This window comes from Candidatus Epulonipiscium viviparus (genome assembly GCF_000171335.1).
GTDB lineage: Bacteria > Bacillota > Clostridia > Lachnospirales > Cellulosilyticaceae > Epulonipiscioides > Epulonipiscioides viviparus.
The window spans coordinates 1-18,541 of sequence record NZ_ABEQ01000066.3 but is presented as its reverse complement, the minus strand read 5'-3'; the positions used below and the strand labels follow the sequence as shown (position 1 = coordinate 18,541).

General features: G+C 36.4%; 21 protein-coding genes. 1 reads left to right on the top strand and 20 read right to left on the bottom strand.

Annotation, left to right across the window (positions count from 1 at the left end; translation table 11 throughout):
• Window positions 1-435, top strand: a 435-nt coding sequence (locus EPU_RS13975; RefSeq protein ID WP_010168739.1) for a metal-dependent phosphohydrolase, incomplete at its 5' end; no start/stop codon positions are given.
• Window positions 436-473: 38 nt separating this feature from the next.
• Here EPU_RS13975 and EPU_RS12835 read toward each other — a convergent pair.
• From EPU_RS12835 to EPU_RS09270, 20 genes are all read right to left on the bottom strand, one after another.
• Window positions 474-2,795 carry a serine/threonine-protein kinase gene (locus EPU_RS12835; protein WP_010168737.1) on the bottom strand — a complete coding sequence of 774 codons (2,322 nt, stop codon included), beginning with the start codon at window positions 2,793-2,795 and terminating at the stop codon, window positions 474-476.
• 18 nt (window positions 2,796-2,813) lie between these two features.
• Window positions 2,814-5,243, bottom strand: a complete 2,430-nt coding sequence (locus EPU_RS09360) for a leucine-rich repeat protein (protein ID WP_010168735.1) — start codon at window positions 5,241-5,243, stop codon at window positions 2,814-2,816.
• 48 nt (window positions 5,244-5,291) lie between these two features.
• A complete protein-coding gene (locus EPU_RS12830) occupies window positions 5,292-7,286 on the bottom strand; it encodes a leucine-rich repeat domain-containing protein (protein ID WP_010168734.1) in 1,995 nt (664 codons plus the stop codon).
• Between the two features lie 10 nt (window positions 7,287-7,296).
• Window positions 7,297-9,306, bottom strand: a complete 2,010-nt coding sequence (locus tag EPU_RS12825) for an S-layer homology domain-containing protein (protein ID WP_029488306.1) — start codon at window positions 9,304-9,306, stop codon at window positions 7,297-7,299.
• A 62-nt stretch (window positions 9,307-9,368) separates the two neighbouring features.
• Window positions 9,369-10,079: a PP2C family protein-serine/threonine phosphatase gene (locus EPU_RS09345; protein ID WP_010168730.1), complete on the bottom strand. Its 711-nt coding sequence runs from the start codon at window positions 10,077-10,079 to the stop codon at window positions 9,369-9,371.
• A gap of 25 nt (window positions 10,080-10,104) precedes the next feature.
• Entirely contained in the window at window positions 10,105-11,340 is a 1,236-nt protein-coding gene (locus EPU_RS09340; RefSeq protein WP_010168728.1) for an FHA domain-containing protein, read from the bottom strand.
• Between the two features lie 356 nt (window positions 11,341-11,696).
• Window positions 11,697-11,984: a WXG100 family type VII secretion target gene (locus tag EPU_RS09335; RefSeq protein ID WP_010165725.1), complete on the bottom strand. Its 288-nt coding sequence runs from the start codon at window positions 11,982-11,984 to the stop codon at window positions 11,697-11,699.
• Between the two features lie 57 nt (window positions 11,985-12,041).
• Window positions 12,042-12,344: a WXG100 family type VII secretion target gene (locus EPU_RS09330; RefSeq protein ID WP_010165724.1), complete on the bottom strand. Its 303-nt coding sequence runs from the start codon at window positions 12,342-12,344 to the stop codon at window positions 12,042-12,044.
• A 434-nt stretch (window positions 12,345-12,778) separates the two neighbouring features.
• Window positions 12,779-13,066, bottom strand: coding sequence for a WXG100 family type VII secretion target (locus EPU_RS09325; protein ID WP_010168726.1), 288 nt, complete (start codon window positions 13,064-13,066; stop codon window positions 12,779-12,781).
• 57 nt (window positions 13,067-13,123) lie between these two features.
• Window positions 13,124-13,426: a WXG100 family type VII secretion target gene (locus tag EPU_RS09320; RefSeq protein WP_010168717.1), complete on the bottom strand. Its 303-nt coding sequence runs from the start codon at window positions 13,424-13,426 to the stop codon at window positions 13,124-13,126.
• A 516-nt stretch (window positions 13,427-13,942) separates the two neighbouring features.
• Window positions 13,943-14,230 carry a WXG100 family type VII secretion target gene (locus EPU_RS09315; RefSeq protein ID WP_029488305.1) on the bottom strand — a complete coding sequence of 96 codons (288 nt, stop codon included), beginning with the start codon at window positions 14,228-14,230 and terminating at the stop codon, window positions 13,943-13,945.
• 57 nt (window positions 14,231-14,287) lie between these two features.
• The gene (locus EPU_RS09310) at window positions 14,288-14,590 is read right to left on the bottom strand and encodes a WXG100 family type VII secretion target (protein WP_010168721.1); all 303 of its coding nucleotides are present in this window, start codon (window positions 14,588-14,590) and stop codon (window positions 14,288-14,290) included.
• Between the two features lie 106 nt (window positions 14,591-14,696).
• Window positions 14,697-14,984, bottom strand: a complete 288-nt coding sequence (locus EPU_RS09305) for a WXG100 family type VII secretion target (protein WP_010165723.1) — start codon at window positions 14,982-14,984, stop codon at window positions 14,697-14,699.
• A 57-nt stretch (window positions 14,985-15,041) separates the two neighbouring features.
• Window positions 15,042-15,344: a WXG100 family type VII secretion target gene (locus tag EPU_RS09300; RefSeq protein ID WP_010168717.1), complete on the bottom strand. Its 303-nt coding sequence runs from the start codon at window positions 15,342-15,344 to the stop codon at window positions 15,042-15,044.
• 270 nt (window positions 15,345-15,614) lie between these two features.
• Window positions 15,615-15,902, bottom strand: a complete 288-nt coding sequence (locus EPU_RS09295; protein ID WP_010165723.1) for a WXG100 family type VII secretion target — start codon at window positions 15,900-15,902, stop codon at window positions 15,615-15,617.
• 57 nt (window positions 15,903-15,959) lie between these two features.
• The gene (locus tag EPU_RS09290) at window positions 15,960-16,262 is read right to left on the bottom strand and encodes a WXG100 family type VII secretion target (protein ID WP_010168717.1); all 303 of its coding nucleotides are present in this window, start codon (window positions 16,260-16,262) and stop codon (window positions 15,960-15,962) included.
• Between the two features lie 434 nt (window positions 16,263-16,696).
• On the bottom strand, window positions 16,697-16,984 hold the full coding sequence (locus tag EPU_RS09285) for a WXG100 family type VII secretion target (RefSeq protein WP_010165723.1): 288 nt from the start codon (window positions 16,982-16,984) through the stop codon (window positions 16,697-16,699).
• A 57-nt stretch (window positions 16,985-17,041) separates the two neighbouring features.
• A complete protein-coding gene (locus EPU_RS09280) occupies window positions 17,042-17,344 on the bottom strand; it encodes a WXG100 family type VII secretion target (RefSeq protein ID WP_010165722.1) in 303 nt (100 codons plus the stop codon).
• Window positions 17,345-17,696: 352 nt separating this feature from the next.
• On the bottom strand, window positions 17,697-17,984 hold the full coding sequence (locus EPU_RS09275) for a WXG100 family type VII secretion target (protein ID WP_010165723.1): 288 nt from the start codon (window positions 17,982-17,984) through the stop codon (window positions 17,697-17,699).
• A gap of 57 nt (window positions 17,985-18,041) precedes the next feature.
• Entirely contained in the window at window positions 18,042-18,344 is a 303-nt protein-coding gene (locus EPU_RS09270) for a WXG100 family type VII secretion target (RefSeq protein ID WP_010165722.1), read from the bottom strand.
• Window positions 18,345-18,541 lie beyond the last annotated feature (197 nt).

Genomic DNA, 18,541 nt, shown 5'->3' with positions numbered 1-18,541 from the left:
GCTAAACATTTTAATGAAAATGTGGAGCATTGGGAGGCTATAGGATATCTGCATGACTATGATTATGAAAAATATCCTGATGAGCATCTACAACATACGAAAGAGCCATTAGAACAGGCAGGAGTGTCGGCAGAAGAAATTCGGGCAATCTTGAGCCATGGATGGACTATATGTAATGAGATCGAGCCGCTAACCAACTGCGAAAAAAGTTTATTTACAGTCGATGAGCTTACGGGCATCATTTCAGCAGCAGCCAGAATGAGACCTAATGGTATAGCAGATTTAAAAGTATCCAGCTTTATGAAAAATTTTAAAGACAAGCGTTTTGCCGCAAAATGTGATCGAGAGATAATAAAAAAGGGTTGCGAAATGCTTGGAATGGAAGTTAGAGATGTGGCCGATATTTGCATTAACGCCATGAAAAAATTAGTATAATTTTAGACTGCACCGAAACTTACTGGTGCAGTCTTTTTTTACTGTACTATTTTACGTATTACACTATTGCTAGGATCTGARACATATATTRCATCGTCAGAGACTACAATTTCTCTCAGGATGCTTCCATCAAAAATTATATCGCTTGCTCGTCCGTTTATTGTTTTCACATTTTTGGCGGTAGAAACTTCTCCAGCTACAGTTATAACATCTACAACAATCCCATCTTCCATTATAATTTTTCGTATTACATTATAGTCTATTACATAAAAATCACCATCATGATACGTGATCTTTTGTGGTCTATAAAATTGCGAAACATTTCCATCTACAAAATTTCGGCTATTCTCTATTCCTGCCACATATTCCCAATTATCCCCTRCCAATTTTTCTATAGTTCCACGCTCCGAGTTAGAAATATAAATTACATTGTTGTTATCTACAGCAATAGAAGCTGTATCCATATAAGCCCGTGCAAGAGGAGAAATAGCTTTGGTCTCGGTATCAACTTTATGAATTTCTACAGAGTTCATCATTCCGTTTTTTACAATTAACAAAAGGTCTCCATTATTATCTAATGTAAAATCAATTACATCCATATACATAGAATCTGCGACATACAATTGCTCCGAAGTTTTGGTTGAAAGATCTACTCGAGAAATGCCAAACAAAGTTCGACCATCCGCTTCTTCCCAAGGATGCGTTAAAACATAAACTTCATTCTCAAAACTCCTAACTACATCAGATAGCATATAATATGGAGAAAACATAATGGTTTCAACAGTATCATCAGAAATTTTTCGAAGCGATCCACTGTCTACTACAAGCAACGCTCCATCATCCGTTTGAGTGAGGCTTTCGGGTGCAACAAAGCTGGCATTAGCAATTGATCCATTTACATGATCTCGTTGCCCAGTTCCAAATGCAGTTAAAACGCGATATGTAGGATCATACTTAAGCGAGATTTCTACCATTCCATCCATAGGTTTTACTACCTGAATTTCTGTAGAAATAATTTTATTGCGATACTGACCTACAAATTCTACAAAACCTTCATTCATCCCCACAATAAAGTTACCATCGATTTTAGCAATGTTATTATCTGCATGTAGCCAAGTAATATCTTCGGCAGCCAGTTGCTTTATTTCTCCGTCATCAAATTCTTGCATTATAACTAACTCTTTGGATTGTTGTTCACTAATTTTTAAAATTCCCGGAACAAGTTCTATAAACGAAAGCTTTTGCTGATTTGCGATATAAGCGCTTATAAAAATAACATTAACGGAAGCTATCAAAGCGCATATAGATGTAATAAATACAACTTTTCGACGCACTAAGGTTTGTGCAAACTTAAGTCGCGAAGATTGGATTTGTTCTAAATCTGTTAGTAATTCACGAGAGCTTTGATATCTTTCTGCTGGATTTTCTTTAATACATTTGAGGATAATATTTCCAAATTCTTGTGAAACAGCTTCGGTCAATAAAATATGATTAGTCTTATTTGGCTTTTTCTTAGTAGCCAATTCAAATAAAATAACTCCAAGGCTATATATATCAGACCTAGAATCTGTTTTTTGTTTTTTATATTGCTCTGGAGATGCGTAATGTTTAGTGATAGCGTGAATTTCTTCGATAGCGTGTTCTTCTTTAGAAATTCCAAAATCTATAAGTACTAATTTATCGCTATGAGATACTATAATATTAGCAGGCTTCAGATCGCGATGTATAATAGGACTAGGCTTTAGCGTGTGTAAATAATCGAGAACTTCTGTTAGCTGCTTTGCCCAATCATAAATTTGATATTGCGTCAATGCTAGTTCTGATGCAATCACTTTGTCGAGAGAAATTCCCTCAATAAAACTTTGAACAATATACGTTCCTGATATATCGTAAAATACATCTACAATTTTGGGTAAATTAGTGTGATTTAACTTTTTTAGGATATCTTCTTCTCGCATTAACGACTGAAATTGTGGCTCTATATGCTTAATTAGCCAATTACTCCCCAATGAACTGCTTTTAACAGCATACACATGGCTCATCCCTCCGCCTGCCATCTGCCAATCAATAACATATCTGCCCTGAAACACAACGGTATGCAGGTAGTCATAGTCTTGTTCTACTTCTCCCCAAACTTCGTCATCTAGTTCGGTAATTCCTTGATCTATAATTGTATTATTGCTTTCTTCTATGGCTGACGAATGTATCATAGTTTGAGTTATATATTCCATATTAGAATCGTCTTCTATCGCTTGTTTTATCTTAATTTTCTTATTAGTTATAATATAGCTAGCTAACCCTATCAGACTTACCGCACTTCCTATAACTCCCACTATCATCAGTATATTTTCTATATACATAGTTACCTCTCCTTCTATCTATTCTAATCTGTCAAACAATTTCTTTAAAATTACAGCAGCTTCTCCTCGTGTTACTGTTGCAGTGGGCATAAAATTTGCCGAATTATATCTCATTACCAAATCCTCCCGTGTGGCAAAAGCGATGTCTTCGTGTGCCCAAACTATTGATGCGGCATCTGCATATTCAGATAAATATTTATTAATGTTATCAACTTCTATGTAGTCTTTATCTAATTTTAACACTCTAGCGACAACAGACATAAATTCTTCTTGTGTTATAGGGTCGTTTCCTCGAAATTTGTTGTCCTCGCCTATCATAATTCCAATATTGTGAGCCGACCCAGCGGCCGCAACATACCAGTCATCTTCGGCAACGTCATCATACCAAGCATTTGCATTTGAATCATATGCATATAAAACTTTAACTAACATAGTGGCAACTTCCGCTCTCGAAATCGGCGCATCGGGCTCAAATACATTTAAGATTGTATCGTTAATTACCGTACCATCTCTACCCGTAATGATGCCTTTTGCTGCGAGAAAATTAATTGATTCTTGCATTTGCGCACTGRTTCTATCGATATCAGAAAAATATTTTTGATTATTAATCACAGTATATACACCGTTATCAACTGTAGTTTTGGCTTCTAACTTGTTTGTTGCTGGATTATATTTGCCGCCAATAATGGTACCATTTTCAGAYAGAGTCTGGTACTTAAAGTCTTCGTCAGGCACAGTAATAGCAACGGTCAGCGGGGTACCTCCTCCTGTATAAGAGATACGATACCCATCATCCACATTTGTTGCAATCTCAATTGCAGCTTCTCCGACAACTTTATCTAAATCAATGGCAACTTCCAAATTTCCAGTAGAAATCCATAATTTGTCAAATTTCGACATAGCCACATTGGGATCGATATTTATTATCGCATTTGGTTTAGTATAAATTCTGATTTCATGCTCTAACTTACGTGTTAGCATCATCCCCGAGTTATTGATAAACAAAAAGAGATCGTTAGCTAGGTCAATAGCAGTTTGCTCAAATTCCAAAAGTGTATCATAGTTTATGGCTAAAATTCCGTTATCATATGGTGCGATATACACACTAGCAACATGGGCAATCATCGCCTCTGCAAACTGAGCRACCGCATCCACACTATTGGCATCGGACCTTTGCTCGCCAGATAACTGCATGATTGCATTGCCCAACACCGAGATTGCGTCCATTTTAGTATTGATATGCGCGATTTTATCATAAGGCAACGACGGCATTGTGACATCGGCATTACAAATTACTTCTATATTTGCTGCAACATTAATTTGCAATGAATCCCAATACACGTAGCTGCCGTTGTAATAAATCATTTCTAGTTTATTACAATAACTAAATGCATCCGGAGCAATCTCGCTAACATTGCCTTTTATTACAATGGTATCTAAGTTGTCGCATCCGCCAAATAACAAATTACCTAGCTTCTCCACCTTTTCTGGAATATTGATTCTAGTAATGTTATCGCATCCGAAAAAGGCCCGATCGCCAAGTTCCAATAACTCATCTGGTAGATCGATATTTTTGAGACTAACGCATCCCCAAAATGCTTTTTGACCAATATATTGAACGCTGTCTGGAATGTAGACCAAAGCTAGACTACTACAATTTTCAAACAATCCATCTGGTATAGAATTTACAGTATTTGGCAAATAGGCAGCGCGCAAATTGTTGCAATCATAAAACGCTTCTGAAGCTATCTCGATCACTGCAATTCCATCAATGGCGCTCGGAATGTTGGCCACATGAACTGTTTTCTCTACTTCAGTTATAGTACCTTTGTTTCTGTCAAACTTAACTAGTCCGCCCTCTATTCCAGGAACACTAATCCAGGTTTCTGCTAAATTGACAATAGTATTCTCAGGTATAGAAATGCGCATTGCGTTCCAACCATTAGAATCGCCACCATAATAAACAGTGGCCAACTTCTCGCACCCTGCAAAAAGATCTGGTCCCACAAAAGAAAGACTACTAGGAATGCTGATAGATTGTAAATTTTCACACAAGAAAAATGCGGCGGCGTTCACAGAATGGATGCCTTCTGGAATATTTATGTTTACTAAATTAACGCAGGCCTGAAAAGCTCTCTCTCCAATTACCTCAATCGTATTGGGTAAAGATAAGCTTGTTAAATTGGTACACCATCCAAATGCAGATGGACCAATGGCTTTTACCGCAGCTCCGTTAATCTCAAAAGGAATGTGCGCAACTGTTACCGACTCTTCTACTGCTACGATTTCGCCAGTTGCAGCATCAAATTTAACTCGCCCTTCCAATATCCCCTCTACCTCTATCCAATCCAGATCTTCCCTAATAACTGCAGCAGATGCTTGGGCACAGATCACAACAGGTGACATTAATACGGCAGTAACGATCAAAAAACTAATTTTCTTTATCATTGCATTGTCTCCTAAATAAATCGAGATGAAAATCCCTGTTCATAATTTTTAATTTCCAATCCTGTCAAATAGTAATTTCAAAGCTATAGCAAGTTCACCTCTGGTTACCGGTTCATTTGGAGCAAAATTACCATCAATTCTTATCGGTATCAAATCTTCTCTTGTTGCTAATGCGACTAGCTCGGCTGCCCAGTCTGGAATAGCTGCCATATCGGCGTAATCTACCAAATAGTTGGCTGGATATAGCGGTAGTAAATACTTCTGCTCATCTAATAAAGCTTGCGTGATTGTCGCAACCATATCTATGCGCAACAGTGGATCTGCAGACTCCAGCGCTGCCGCTGCAGAATATCCTATATTTTCCAGTATTGCTACCAAGTCCTTTTTCAAAACGATCTCGTTTGGTGCAAATTCTTCTTCTGCCACACCGTTCATAATGCCTTTTGCGGCAACCAACTCAATTGCTGTTCTCATTTGTTTTGTAGTTGTTGCCAAATCCTTAAATCTTGGCTTAGTTATTTCTACTGTATATGCTCCATTTTGTTTAGATGAAGCTTCAATTTTATTTGTTGCAGGATTGTATTTGCCGCCTTCATTAATTCCATCGCGAAGAATCGCCTGGTTTTGTGGATCATCTTCATCTGCCAATCTCAAGCCTACTTTTAACGGAATCGTCGGTGTGGATGTTACGATATAACTGGAATTATCATAATCCACGCCCTCATAGTCCACGTTGCTATTATCTTTTCGTGTCATAGATATTGTAACAGGAGTGTTTGGCAGATCCTCGATATCGACGATTATTTCTGCTTCTGTTGTTATAATTTTAATACTATTGATATTTAATTGTGTTAAAGAAGGGTCCAGCGTTACATTAGCTTTGTAGTTCCCTTTTGTCGCTACCGATACCGTTTTCTCTATTGGACGGTTCAGCTCGAGACCTTGTAAGGCAAAAACTGTTGGAAGCGCATCTGCTATAGTATTCGCATCATCGGCAAGGTGAGCGACAGTGCTCGCATCTATGGTTAATGTGTTTTGATGAATCCGCTTGTAACACATTTGTTCGATCGCTTCTTCGGCAAATTGTGTAAATACTTCTGTAATATATTCATCCACAAAATGGATAGTAGTTAACTCCGCCATTGCCGCTTCTAATACAACAATCAGATCATCTGCATCCTCTAAGTTATCCAAATTTTTGTACGACAAGTTTGGAAGTGGAGTTGGGGCGATGTCTGCCAAATAGTTTTGAAATTTTGCTGTTGCAACAGAGGTTGACACTACTGGAGTTTTGGCATTTTTTGGTATTTCACTATCATAAACTATGCGAGCTCCTCCATTTTTTAGATTATTTAGTATTTCTAAAGTTTTGGCATCCCGTATATTTAATGGATTTCCAGACAAATTTACATAGTTTAGGTTTGTCAAATTTTCTAAGGCAGCGATATCTGATATTTGGTTGTTTGCTAAATTTAGCTCCTCTAAATTGGTGAGATTGGCTAGCGATGAAATGTTACTTATTTTATTGTTGCTTACGTTTAGTGATACAAGATTTTTTAGTTCGCTTAAAGATGTTATATCCGATATATTGTTGTTGTTAATATATAGTGTTCTCAGTTTTGTTAGTGTAGCGAGAGGATATATATTAATCAGCTTATTGTCATTTAGATGTAGCTGCTCCAAATTTGTTAAATTTTGTATGTGCTCAATATTTGTTATACTATTTCGTGACGCACCCAATGTGGTGAGATTTTTCATAAATGCTACAATAGATAAATTGCTAAACTGATTACTTGAAATATCTAAATTTTTTAATCCTATCAAGCTTGCAATAGGTGCGCTGTTCACAAGTTGTTCGTCATATAAATTTAACGTTGATAAATCAGCAAGCTCATTTCTTTCGATTTGCCTATTGCCATTGCTATCCACTTGCTCTAAAATTGCCCTATGCAGATTTTCATCTGTAAAATTCACCGCATCTGTTGCAAATAAATGGGTCGAAGATATTATTATAGTTGCTGCTATGAGCCACTTGTGCTTCATTGTGTTTCACCTATCCTATTCTATCAAATAGTTTTTTGAGAATCATTGCAATTTCGCCTTTCGTCATTACTGATGAAGGCAAAAACATTCCATCGGTACGTCTCATAATCAAGTTTTCTCTCGTTGCAAAGGCAATATCTGCCGCTGCCCAGGCCGGTATATCTTTAGCGTCCACATATTGAGAAAGGTAATCTGTTATATTTGATGGCGTTGAATATCCCTTTTCCATTTGCAAAACACGTGCAATAACTGAAATGGCTTCATCTTTTAATACCAGTGAATTTGGCTTAAATGTATTGTCTTGGTATCCTTCCATTATTCCCTCATTTGTCGCCGAGCCCACTCCAGCATGAAACCAATCGGTTGGAAATACGTCGATATATCCTCCATCTGCTGTTAAATCATATGCATAGATAATTTTCACTAGCATAGTGGCGATTTCGGCCCTCGTTACAGCGTCATCTGGCCCAAATTCAGTAGCAGTGTTGCTATCCATAATTCCTTTGGAGACCAGCATTTTAATAGCTTCTTGCATCTGTACACTTTTGTTTGCAATGTCTGTAAAGTTTTGATAATTTTCTGCAACAATAAAGTCGCCTTCCAAATTAGATTGCATTTCTATTTTGTCTGTTGCAGGATTATATTTTCCGCCCACCAGTTCATTATTTCTAAATGCTGCCTGATARTTTAAGTCACCAACTGTTTTTGGAAGCCCTATAGTTATAGGCTTTTCTGGCATTTTTGGACTATAACTAATAGCGTAGCTAGTATTATTATAGTTTGTACTATCTCCTTGCATTCCCGGACCTTTTTGTTCTAATGTTATTTTGAGTGGCTCGGTCCAATTTTCTTTTTTAAAGTCATCCATATTAAGTTCTAGATCCACATCCTTGGTTTCAACTCTAAGGTTATCTATCCCTTGCGATTGTGCGAGAGACGTATCCAATGTTATAACTGTCGTTAAATCTTCTATTGCAGTCAACAATACATTSCGATCCAATTCGCGGTGTAATTCGATTCCTCCATTTGCTATAGTATCTTCTAGCGCTGCAGCTGTCTGATTCGCTTCAGCTTCTAAGTCCACTACCAAATCATAGTTTATCAACTCATTGCGATTGATTGACTTGCTGGCAACTTGAATTACGGCTTCTTCTGCGTATGTAGCGACCATCTCTGTAACCTGCCTATCTTCTTTTTGAACAGCAGATAAATTATCTACTATGTCTTCCATCACCGAAACTGCCTGGTCACGATTTTCTATGTGGTCTAATTGGTTATATGGCAAATCTATATTATCCATAGGAATTTCTACCACAAATTCATCTTTACTATCGAGTTTAGGTGTCACAGTGTATACATTAATACCGGTATTTATTAATGCTATCTCATCTGCTAATGTAATTTTATCATCGTCCAAATACAATCTTTTTAAACCCGTCAAATTTGACAAAGACATATAATCTGATACTGGATTATTCTTTATGTTTATAATAGTAAGTTCTGTTAGATTGCTTATGGGATAGACAAGAGAAATGTTGTTGTCTTCTAGAAGTAAATTTTTTAAACTGGTTAAATTTGAGAGTGGTCTGAGATCGCTAATATTGTTGTTACTCAAATTGAGATAAGTTAAATTGGTTAAATTTCTCAGTGGTGATATATTAGTTATACCAGGTTTCGTTGAAGATTTTGTGTCATTTTTCAAATCTAAATACGTGAGATTAGATAAGCTTGCTAGGGSGCTTATATCAGTTATGCTATGTCTCTGAGTGACAATACTGGTTAAATTAGGAAAATGTTTGAGTGGTCTAATGTCTGTAACGTATAGATTATCTAGTTGTAGTTTATTCAAATTTAGCGCTTCGACTTGTTCTATATATCCGTTATGATTTTTATCCGCATTTTGTAAAAGTTCTTCTAAAAGGTATGGGTCATCGATTTCTATGAATGTGTTTGTAGCTTGTATAGATAATGGTTGTAACAATATTGCGACAGTTAATAAAAAACTAATTTTTTTGATCATAAGTTATAGAGCAACCCYACTCAAGAGTTGCTCCCTCCTCTCTTTTTATTTTTTATTTTTTATTACATAAATTTAATAATTGCTGTAGATATATCATCACTACAGTATGTTCCCTTAACTTGAGTAAATAGATTATTCATATAATTAATTAGCTGATACGTATTAATTACCCATCTTTGATTTCTCACTAATCGATTTAGGTCAACCCATTTATAAAATCCATCAGTGCATACAAAAAACATATCTCGTCTTTTAACGTCTCCGTGTGCGTTAAAAATCTCAATATCYGTATTATGCCCAATACATTGAGCAAGTAAGGTCTTCCCATCACGTATAATGCAGTGATCTCGTGTTATAATAGATAGGCCCATACTCCCTAGCTTATATATACGGCTGTCTCCAACATGTGCGACTGTATATTTATTATCTATGGTTAATAACAATGAAACAGTTGCTCCAGTTACAATATTTTGCATTGAGGCTGTATATATAATATAATTATTAATCGTAATTAACAAATCGTTTATCTGCTCGGTAATAGTTTCTATAGTATCTTGCCTCTGTATACTCTGAATAAGACCATCTTCTGCCCAACCTCTGACACTTCTTGTTATTGTATGAGCAGCCAATCCACCTTTCTTAAAGCTACCAATGCCATCGCTAACAACAGCCAGACAAACTTTGTGCCGACCAACTTTCATCTTTTTTACATATAAACTATCTTGATTTACAGATCTGTTTGTTCCTACGTCACTTCGTCCGCTTATTATCATGTTTCCCCTCCCACTTTCATATTTACTAAAACATAAGCATAGTTTCGTCACCACTATCTTCGTCGGTTGTAAACCAATACTCTATTCCTTGTTTAGAAAACGAAATTTTGTCATTATAATTTAATTGATATTGAATATTGCGCTTTAATCTTTCATCATTTAAAAATGTTCCATTTGATGAGTTAAAATCTACTAAATAATATACGTCATTTTCTCTAACTATAGTTGCATGTTTTCGACTAATAGATTTAATGCTAACATCAAATTCGTAATCTGATTCTTTCGGCTTGTTACCTTTGTCTTGTCGACCCAAACTAAATTTATTATTAATTAGAACAAGTGGTATTTGATACTCCAATCGCGGAAAATTCACATTTGGTGCCACGAGTGTTAGCATGGCATCACTTTGCATGTTATTAAAATTGTCAGGCAATTTTTGAGGACGCGATATTTTGTTCATAGCAGATTGTGGTTTTTGACCATCATCATATAAATATATTTCACCAGAATTTTTCTTATTCTTTTTTCCAAACATTTTAAAGAAACCTTTGCTTTTTTCTTCTTGTTGCTTTGGCTCAGGAGGCATCACAAACTCTTGCATAGAAGGCATTGGCGGTGGCGGTGGCGGTGGCGGCGGTGGCGTCTGCTGCTGCAATGTCACTGGCTGCGGTGGAGGTGGCTGCTGAGTACCTAAATTATGTATAGATTGTTCCGAAGGATCTCTGAGTGGTATTTCGATTGTATCTAATAAATTCTTAAAACTTTGAAAACTAAATTGATCTCCTGAAAAATATCTATAAAATTTCATTAAATCAAGATTGGACACATCTTGGCAATTGTTTAATAATTGTAATAACATTTTTTTGGTAACAGATACATCTTGGGTATATTCTCTTACTGGTGCGTATATAAATTTTACTGTTTGAGACGGCCAATCTACAAAAATGTAATTAGTATTTTGACAAAAGTTTGTATTATTAAAGCACCAGTCACCACATTGAATGAGACTTTCTATAATACTTTTATACACTCTAAACAGTTCAGTTGCACTAAATTCTTTTGATAATTTTTCCAAAGACATTCTTTCGTCTATATTATAAGACAAAATCACTTCCCCATTGATATTATCTATTACATATGGCACCAAAAAGGGGGGTCTATCACCATTTAGAGCTCTATATGCCATTGTATCTAAGGTCATATCAGAAGATATAGTAACAGTTACTGTATTTTGTGATTTTCCAAATATCGAACTGTTCATAATTCACCTCTCTTTTAATTTTAAATAAATCTCTAGTATTTTTTATAATACATTAATATTATTTATAATTTCATAAAAATATAACCTCCTATTTTAGGAATAGAAGGTCACATAGTTTTTTACATGGAGTTTAGTTTACATTGATGTATTAATAACTTTGAATTCTTCGTATAGTATATTATTCACACTTTTTACACAAAACTTGAGCCAATTTCTGTATCGCTGCGTCTAAACTCTTTTGCCGTCTATGCATAAGCTCGATATATCAAATTTTTACGAAAAGCTTGAGCCGATTTCTGTATCGCTGCGTCTAAACTCTTCTGCTGTCGTATGCATGAGATCGATATATCAAATTTTTACACAAAGCTTGAGCCAATTTCTGTATCGCTACGTCTAAAATCTTCTGCTGTCGTATGCATGAGATTGATATATCCATCCAATGTTGTTCTAAATTCTCTAAACGTAGGTTCCATTTCTTCAAAAATTCTCATGAAAGCCACTTGCGCATCGCCTTGCCACATTGGGCTCAACCGGTATACTAGTTGCCGGATTTTTTCGATTGCTTCTCCGTGTTCTGCGACAAGAGCACTTGCTTCTAATTCTTTGTTCATTAAAACGTCTGCTGTTACTTTAATTACTGCCATAATAAATCCTCCTTATTTTTACGATCTCTCAAAAGTCTGTATACTTTCGATCTGATTCTATATATTGTAACTGTTAATTCTACTACTTAAATCTTGATCAGTGAATTCTAGGCCGTCTGCTGCCCTCTCCATCATTTTAGCATATTTTTCTATTTCCTCAGAAAAAGTTACAAATTTAGATTGAACGTTATTAAATTTTGCTTCGAAAGCCCGCTGAGCTTCACCTTCCCAGATTTCGTTTAATCCCCGGATCAATGCTGCAATATCAGCTAATACGGTATCATTGTCTGTTCTATATGTCCGCACGTCCTTTGCTCTTTCTCTTAGTTCGCTAGGTGTTACTTGAATTAAATCTGCCATTATAATTCCTCCTATATAAAATTTTTACGAAAAGCTTGAGCCGATTTCTGTATCACTGCGTCTAAACTCTTCTGCCGTCTATGCATAAGCTCGATATATCAAATTTTTACACAAAGCTTGAGCCGATTTCTGTATCGCTGCGTTTAAACTCTTCTGCCGTCTATGCATAAGCTCGATATATCAAATTTTTACACAAAGCTTGAGCCAATTTCTGTATCGCTGTGTCTAAACTCTTTTGCCGTCTATGCATGAGCTCGATATATCAAATTTTTACACAAAGCTTGAGCCAATTTCTGTATCGCTGCGTCTAAACTCTTCTGCCGTCTATGCATAAGCTCGATATATCAAATTTTTACGAAAAGCTTGAGCCAATTTTTGTATCGCTGCGTCTAAACTCTTCTGCCGTCTATGCATGAGCTCGATATATCAAATTTTTACACAAAGCTTGAGCCAATTTCTGTATCGCTGCGTCTAAACTCTTCTGCTGTCATATGCATAAGCTCGATATATCCATCCAATGTTTCTCTAAATTCTCTAAACGTAGGTTCCATGTCTTCAAAAATTCTTAGGAAAGCCACTTGCGCATCGCCTTGCCACATTGGACTCAACCGGTATACTAGTTGCCGGATTTTTTCGATTGCTTCTCCGTGTTCTGCGACAAGAGCACTTGCTTCTAATTCTTTGTTCATTAAAACGTCTGCTGTTACTTTAATTACTGCCATAATAAATCCTCCTTATTTTTATGATCTCTCAAAAGTCTGTATACTTTCGATCTGATTCTATATATTGTAACTGTTAATTTTACTACTTAAATCTTGATCAGTGAATTCTAGGCCGTCTGCTGCCCTCTCCATCATTTTAGCATATTTTTCTATTTCCTCAGAAAAAGTTACAAATTTAGATTGAACGTTATTAAATTTTGCTTCGAAAGCCCGCTGAGCTTCACCTTCCCAGATTTCGTTTAATCCCCGGATCAATGCTGCAATATCAGCTAATACGGTATCGTTGTCTGTTCTATATGTCCGCACGTCCTTTGCTCTTTCTCTTAGTTCGCTAGGTGTTACTTGAATTAAATCTGCCATTATAATTCCTCCTATATAAAATTTTTACGAAAAGCTTGAGCCAATTTCTGTATCACTGCGTCTAAACTCTTCTGCCGTCTATGCATAAGCTCGATATATCAAATTTTTACACAAAGCTTGAGCCAATTTCTGTATCGCTGCGTCTAAACTCTTCTGCCGTCTATGCATAAGCTCGATATATCAAATTTTTACACAAAACTTGAGCCAATTTCTGTATCGCTGCGTCTAAACTCTTCTGCCGTCTATGCATAAGCTCGATATATCAAATTTTTACGAAAAGCTTGAGCCAATTTTTGTATCGCTGCGTCTAAACTCTTCTGCCGTCTATGCATAAGCTCGATATATCAAATTTTTACGAAAAGCTTGAGYCAATTTCTGTATCGCTACGTCTAAACTCTTCTGCCGTCTATGCATAAGCTCGATATATCAAATTTTTACGAAAAGCTTGAGCCRATTTCTGTATCRCTGCGTCTAAACTCTTCTGCCGTCTATGCATAAGCTCGATATATCAAATTTTTACACAAAGCTTGAGCCGATTTCTGTATCGCTGCGTCTAAACTCTTCTGCTGTCATATGCATGAGCTSGATATATCCATCCAATGTTGTATTAAATTCTCTAAACGTAGRTTCCATTTCTTCAAAAATTCTCATGAAAGCCACTTGCGCATCGCCTTGCCACATTGGACTCAATTGGTATACTAGTTGCCGGATTTTTTCGATTGCTTCTCCKTGTTCTGCGACAAGAGCAGTTGCTTCTAATTCTTTGCTCATTAAAACGTCTGCTGTTACTTTAATTACTGCCATAATAAATCCTCCTTATTTTTAYGATCTCTCAAAAGTCTGTATACTTTCGATCTGATTCTATATATTGTAACTGTTAATTYTACTACTTAAATCTTGATCAGTGAATTCTAGGCCGTCTGCTGCCCTCTCCATCATTTTAGCATATTTTTCTATTTCCTCAGAAAAAGTTACAAATTTAGATTGAACGTTATTAAATTTTGCTTCGAAAGCCCGCTGAGCTTCACCTTCCCAGATTTCGTTTAATCCCCGGATCAATGCTGCAATATCAGCTAATACGGTATCGTTGTCTGTTCTATATGTCCGCACGTCCTTTGCTCTTTCTCTTAGTTCGCTAGGTGTTACTTGAATTAAATCTGCCATTATAATTCCTCCTATATAAAATTTTTACGAAAAGCTTGAGTCAATTTCTGTATCGCTGCGTCTAAACTCTTCTGCCGTCTATGCATGAGCTCGATATATCAAATTTTTACACAAAGCTTGAGCCAATTTCTGTATCGCTGCGTCTAAACTCTTCTGCTGTCATATGCATGAGCTCGATATATCCATCCAATGTTGTATTAAATTCTCTAAACGTAGGTTCCATTTCTTCAAAAATTCTCATGAAAGCCACTTGCGCATCGCCTTGCCACATTGGACTCAATTGGTATACTAGTTGCCGGATTTTTTCGATTGCTTCTCCATGTTCTGCGACAAGAGCAGTTGCTTCTAATTCTTTGCTCATTAAAACGTCTGCTGTTACTTTAATTACTGCCATAATAAATCCTCCTTATTTTTATGATCTCTCAAAAGTCTGTATACTTTCGATCTGATTCTATATATTGTAACTGTTAATTTTACTACTTAAATCTTGATCAGTGAATTCTAGGCCGTCTGCTGCCCTCTCCATCATTTTAGCATATTTTTCTATTTCCTCAGAAAAAGTTACAAATTTAGATTGAACGTTATTAAATTTTGCTTCGAAAGCCCGCTGAGCTTCACCTTCCCAGATTTCGTTTAATCCCCGGATCAATGCTGCAATATCAGCTAATACGGTATCATTGTCTGTTCTATATGTCCGCACGTCCTTTGCTCTTTCTCTTAGTTCGCTAGGTGTTACTTGAATTAAATCTGCCATTATAATTCCTCCTATATAAAATTTTTACGAAAAGCTTGAGCCGATTTCTGTATCGCTGCGTCTAAACTCTTCTGCTGTCTATGCATAAGCTCGATATATCAAATTTTTACGAAAAGCTTGAGCCAATTTTTGTATCGCTGCGTCTAAACTCTTTTGCCGTCTATGCATAAGCTCGATATATCAAATTTTTACGAAAAGCTTGAGCCAATTTCTGTATCGCTGCGTCTAAACTCTTCTGCCGTCTATGCATAAGCTCGATATATCAAATTTTTACACAAAACTTGAGCCGATTTCTGTATCGCTGCGTCTAAACTCTTCTGCTGTCATATGCATGAGCTCGATATATCCATCCAATGTTGTATTAAATTCTCTAAACGTAGGTTCCATTTCTTCAAAAATTCTCATGAAAGCCACTTGCGCATCACCTTGCCACATTGGACTCAATTGGTATACTAGTTGCCGGATTTTTTCGATTGCTTCTCCGTGTTCTGCGACAAGAGCAGTTGCTTCTAATTCTTTGCTCATTAAAACGTCTGCTGTTACTTTAATTACTGCCATAATAAATCCTCCTTATTTTTATGATCTCTCAAAAGTCTGTATACTTTCGATCTGATTCTATATATTGTAACTGTTAATTTTACTACTTAAATCTTGATCAGTGAATTCTAGGCCGTCTGCTGCCCTCTCCATCATTTTAGCATATTTTTCTATTTCCTCAGAAAAAGTTACAAATTTAGATTGAACGTTATTAAATTTTGCTTCGAAAGCCCGCTGAGCTTCACCTTCCCAGATTTCGTTTAATCCCCGGATCAATGCTGCAATATCAGCTAATACGGTATCGTTGTCTGTTCTATATGTCCGCACGTCCTTTGCTCTTTCTCTTAGTTCGCTAGGTGTTACTTGAATTAAATCTGCCATTATAATTCCTCCTATATCAAATTTTTACGAAAAGCTTGAGCCAATTTCTGTATCGCTGCGTCTAAACTCTTCTGCCGTCTATGCATAAGCTCGATATATCAAATTTTTACGAAAAGCTTGAGCCGATTTCTGTATCGCTGTGTCTAAACTCTTCTGCCGTCTATGCATAAGCTCGATATATCAAATTTTTACGAAAAGCTTGAGCCAATTTCTGTATCGCTGCGTCTAAACTCTTCTGCCGTCTATGCATAAGCTCGATATATCAAATTTTTACACAAAGCTTGAGCCGATTTCTGTATCGCTGCGTCTAAACTCTTCTGCCGTCTATGCATAAGCTCGATATATAAAATTTTTACACAAAGCTTGAGCCAATTTCTGTATCGCTGCGTCTAAACTCTTCTGCCGTCTATGCATAAGCTCGATATATCAAATTTTTACACAAAGCTTGAGCCAATTTCTGTATCGCTGCGTCTAAACTCTTCTGCTGTCATATGCATAAGCTCGATATATCCATCCAATGTTGTATTAAATTCTCTAAACGTAGGTTCCATTTCTTCAAAAATTCTCATGAAAGCCACTTGCGCATCGCCTTGCCACATTGGACTCAATTGGTATACTAGTTGCCGGATTTTTTCGATTGCTTCTCCGTGTTCTGCGACAAGAGCAGTTGCTTCTAATTCTTTGCTCATTAAAACGTCTGCTGTTACTTTAATTACTGCCATAATAAATCCTCCTTATTTTTACGATCTCTCAAAAGTCTGTATACTTTCGATCTGATTCTATATATTGTAATTGTTAATTCTACTACTTAAATCTTGATCAGTGAATTCTAGGCCGTCTGCTGCCCTCTCCATCATTTTAGCATATTTTTCTATTTCCTCAGAAAAAGTTACAAATTTAGATTGAACGTTATTAAATTTTGCTTCGAAAGCCCGCTGAGCTTCACCTTCCCAGATTTCGTTTAATCCCCGGATCAATGCTGCAATATCAGCTAATACGGTATCATTGTCTGTTCTATATGTCCGCACGTCCTTTGCTCTTTCTCTTAGTTCGCTAGGTGTTACTTGAATTAAATCTGCCATTATAATTCCTCCTATATAAAATTTTTACGAAAAGCTTGAGYCAATTTCTGTATCGCTGCGTCTAAACTCTTCTGCYGTCTATGCATAAGCTCKATATATCAAATTTTTACAMAAAGCTTGAGCCAATTTTTGTATCGCTGCGTCTAAACTCTTCTGCCGTCTATGCATAAGCTCKATATATCAAATTTTTACACAAAACTTAAGCCGATTTCTGTATCGCTGCGTCTAAACTCTTCTGCCGTCTATGCATAAGCTCGATATATCAAATTTTTACACAAAGCTTGAGCCGATTTCTGTATCGCTGCGTCTAAACTCTTCTGCCGTCTATGCATGAGCTCGATATATCAAATTTTTACACAAAGCTTGAGCCGATTTCTGTATCGCTACGTCTAAACTCTTCTGCTGTCATATGCATGAGCTCGATATATCCATCCAATGTTGTATTAAATTCTCTAAACGTAGGTTCCATTTCTTCAAAAATTCTCATGAAAGCCACTTGCGCATCGCCTTGCCACATTGGACTCAATTGGTATACTAGTTGCCGGATTTTTTCGATTGCTTCTCCGTGTTCTGCGACAAGAGCAGTTGCTTCTAATTCTTTGCTCATTAAAACGTCTGCTGTTACTTTAATTACTGCCATAATAAATCCTCCTTATTTTTACGATCTCTCAAAAGTCTGTATACTTTCGATCTGATTCTATATATTGTAATTGTTAATTCTACTACTTAAATCTTGATCAGTGAATTCTAGGCCGTCTGCTGCCCTCTCCATCATTTTAGCATATTTTTCTATTTCCTCAGAAAAAGTTACAAATTTAGATTGAACGTTATTAAATTTTGCTTCGAAAGCCCGCTGAGCTTCACCTTCCCAGATTTCATTTAATCCCCGGATCAATGCTGCAATATCAGCTAATACGGTATCATTGTCAGTTCTATATGTCCGCACGTCCTTTGCTCTTTCTCTTAGTTCGCTAGGTGTTACTTGAATTAAATCTGCCATTATAATTCCTCCTATATAAAATTTTTACGAAAAGCTTGAGCCAATTTCTGTATCGCTGCGTCTAAACTCTTCTGCCGTCTATGCATAAGCTCGATATATCAAATTTTTACACAAAGCTTGAGCCGATTTCTGTATCGCTGCGTCTAAACTCTTCTGCCGTCTATGCATGAGCTCGATATATCAAATTTTTACACAAA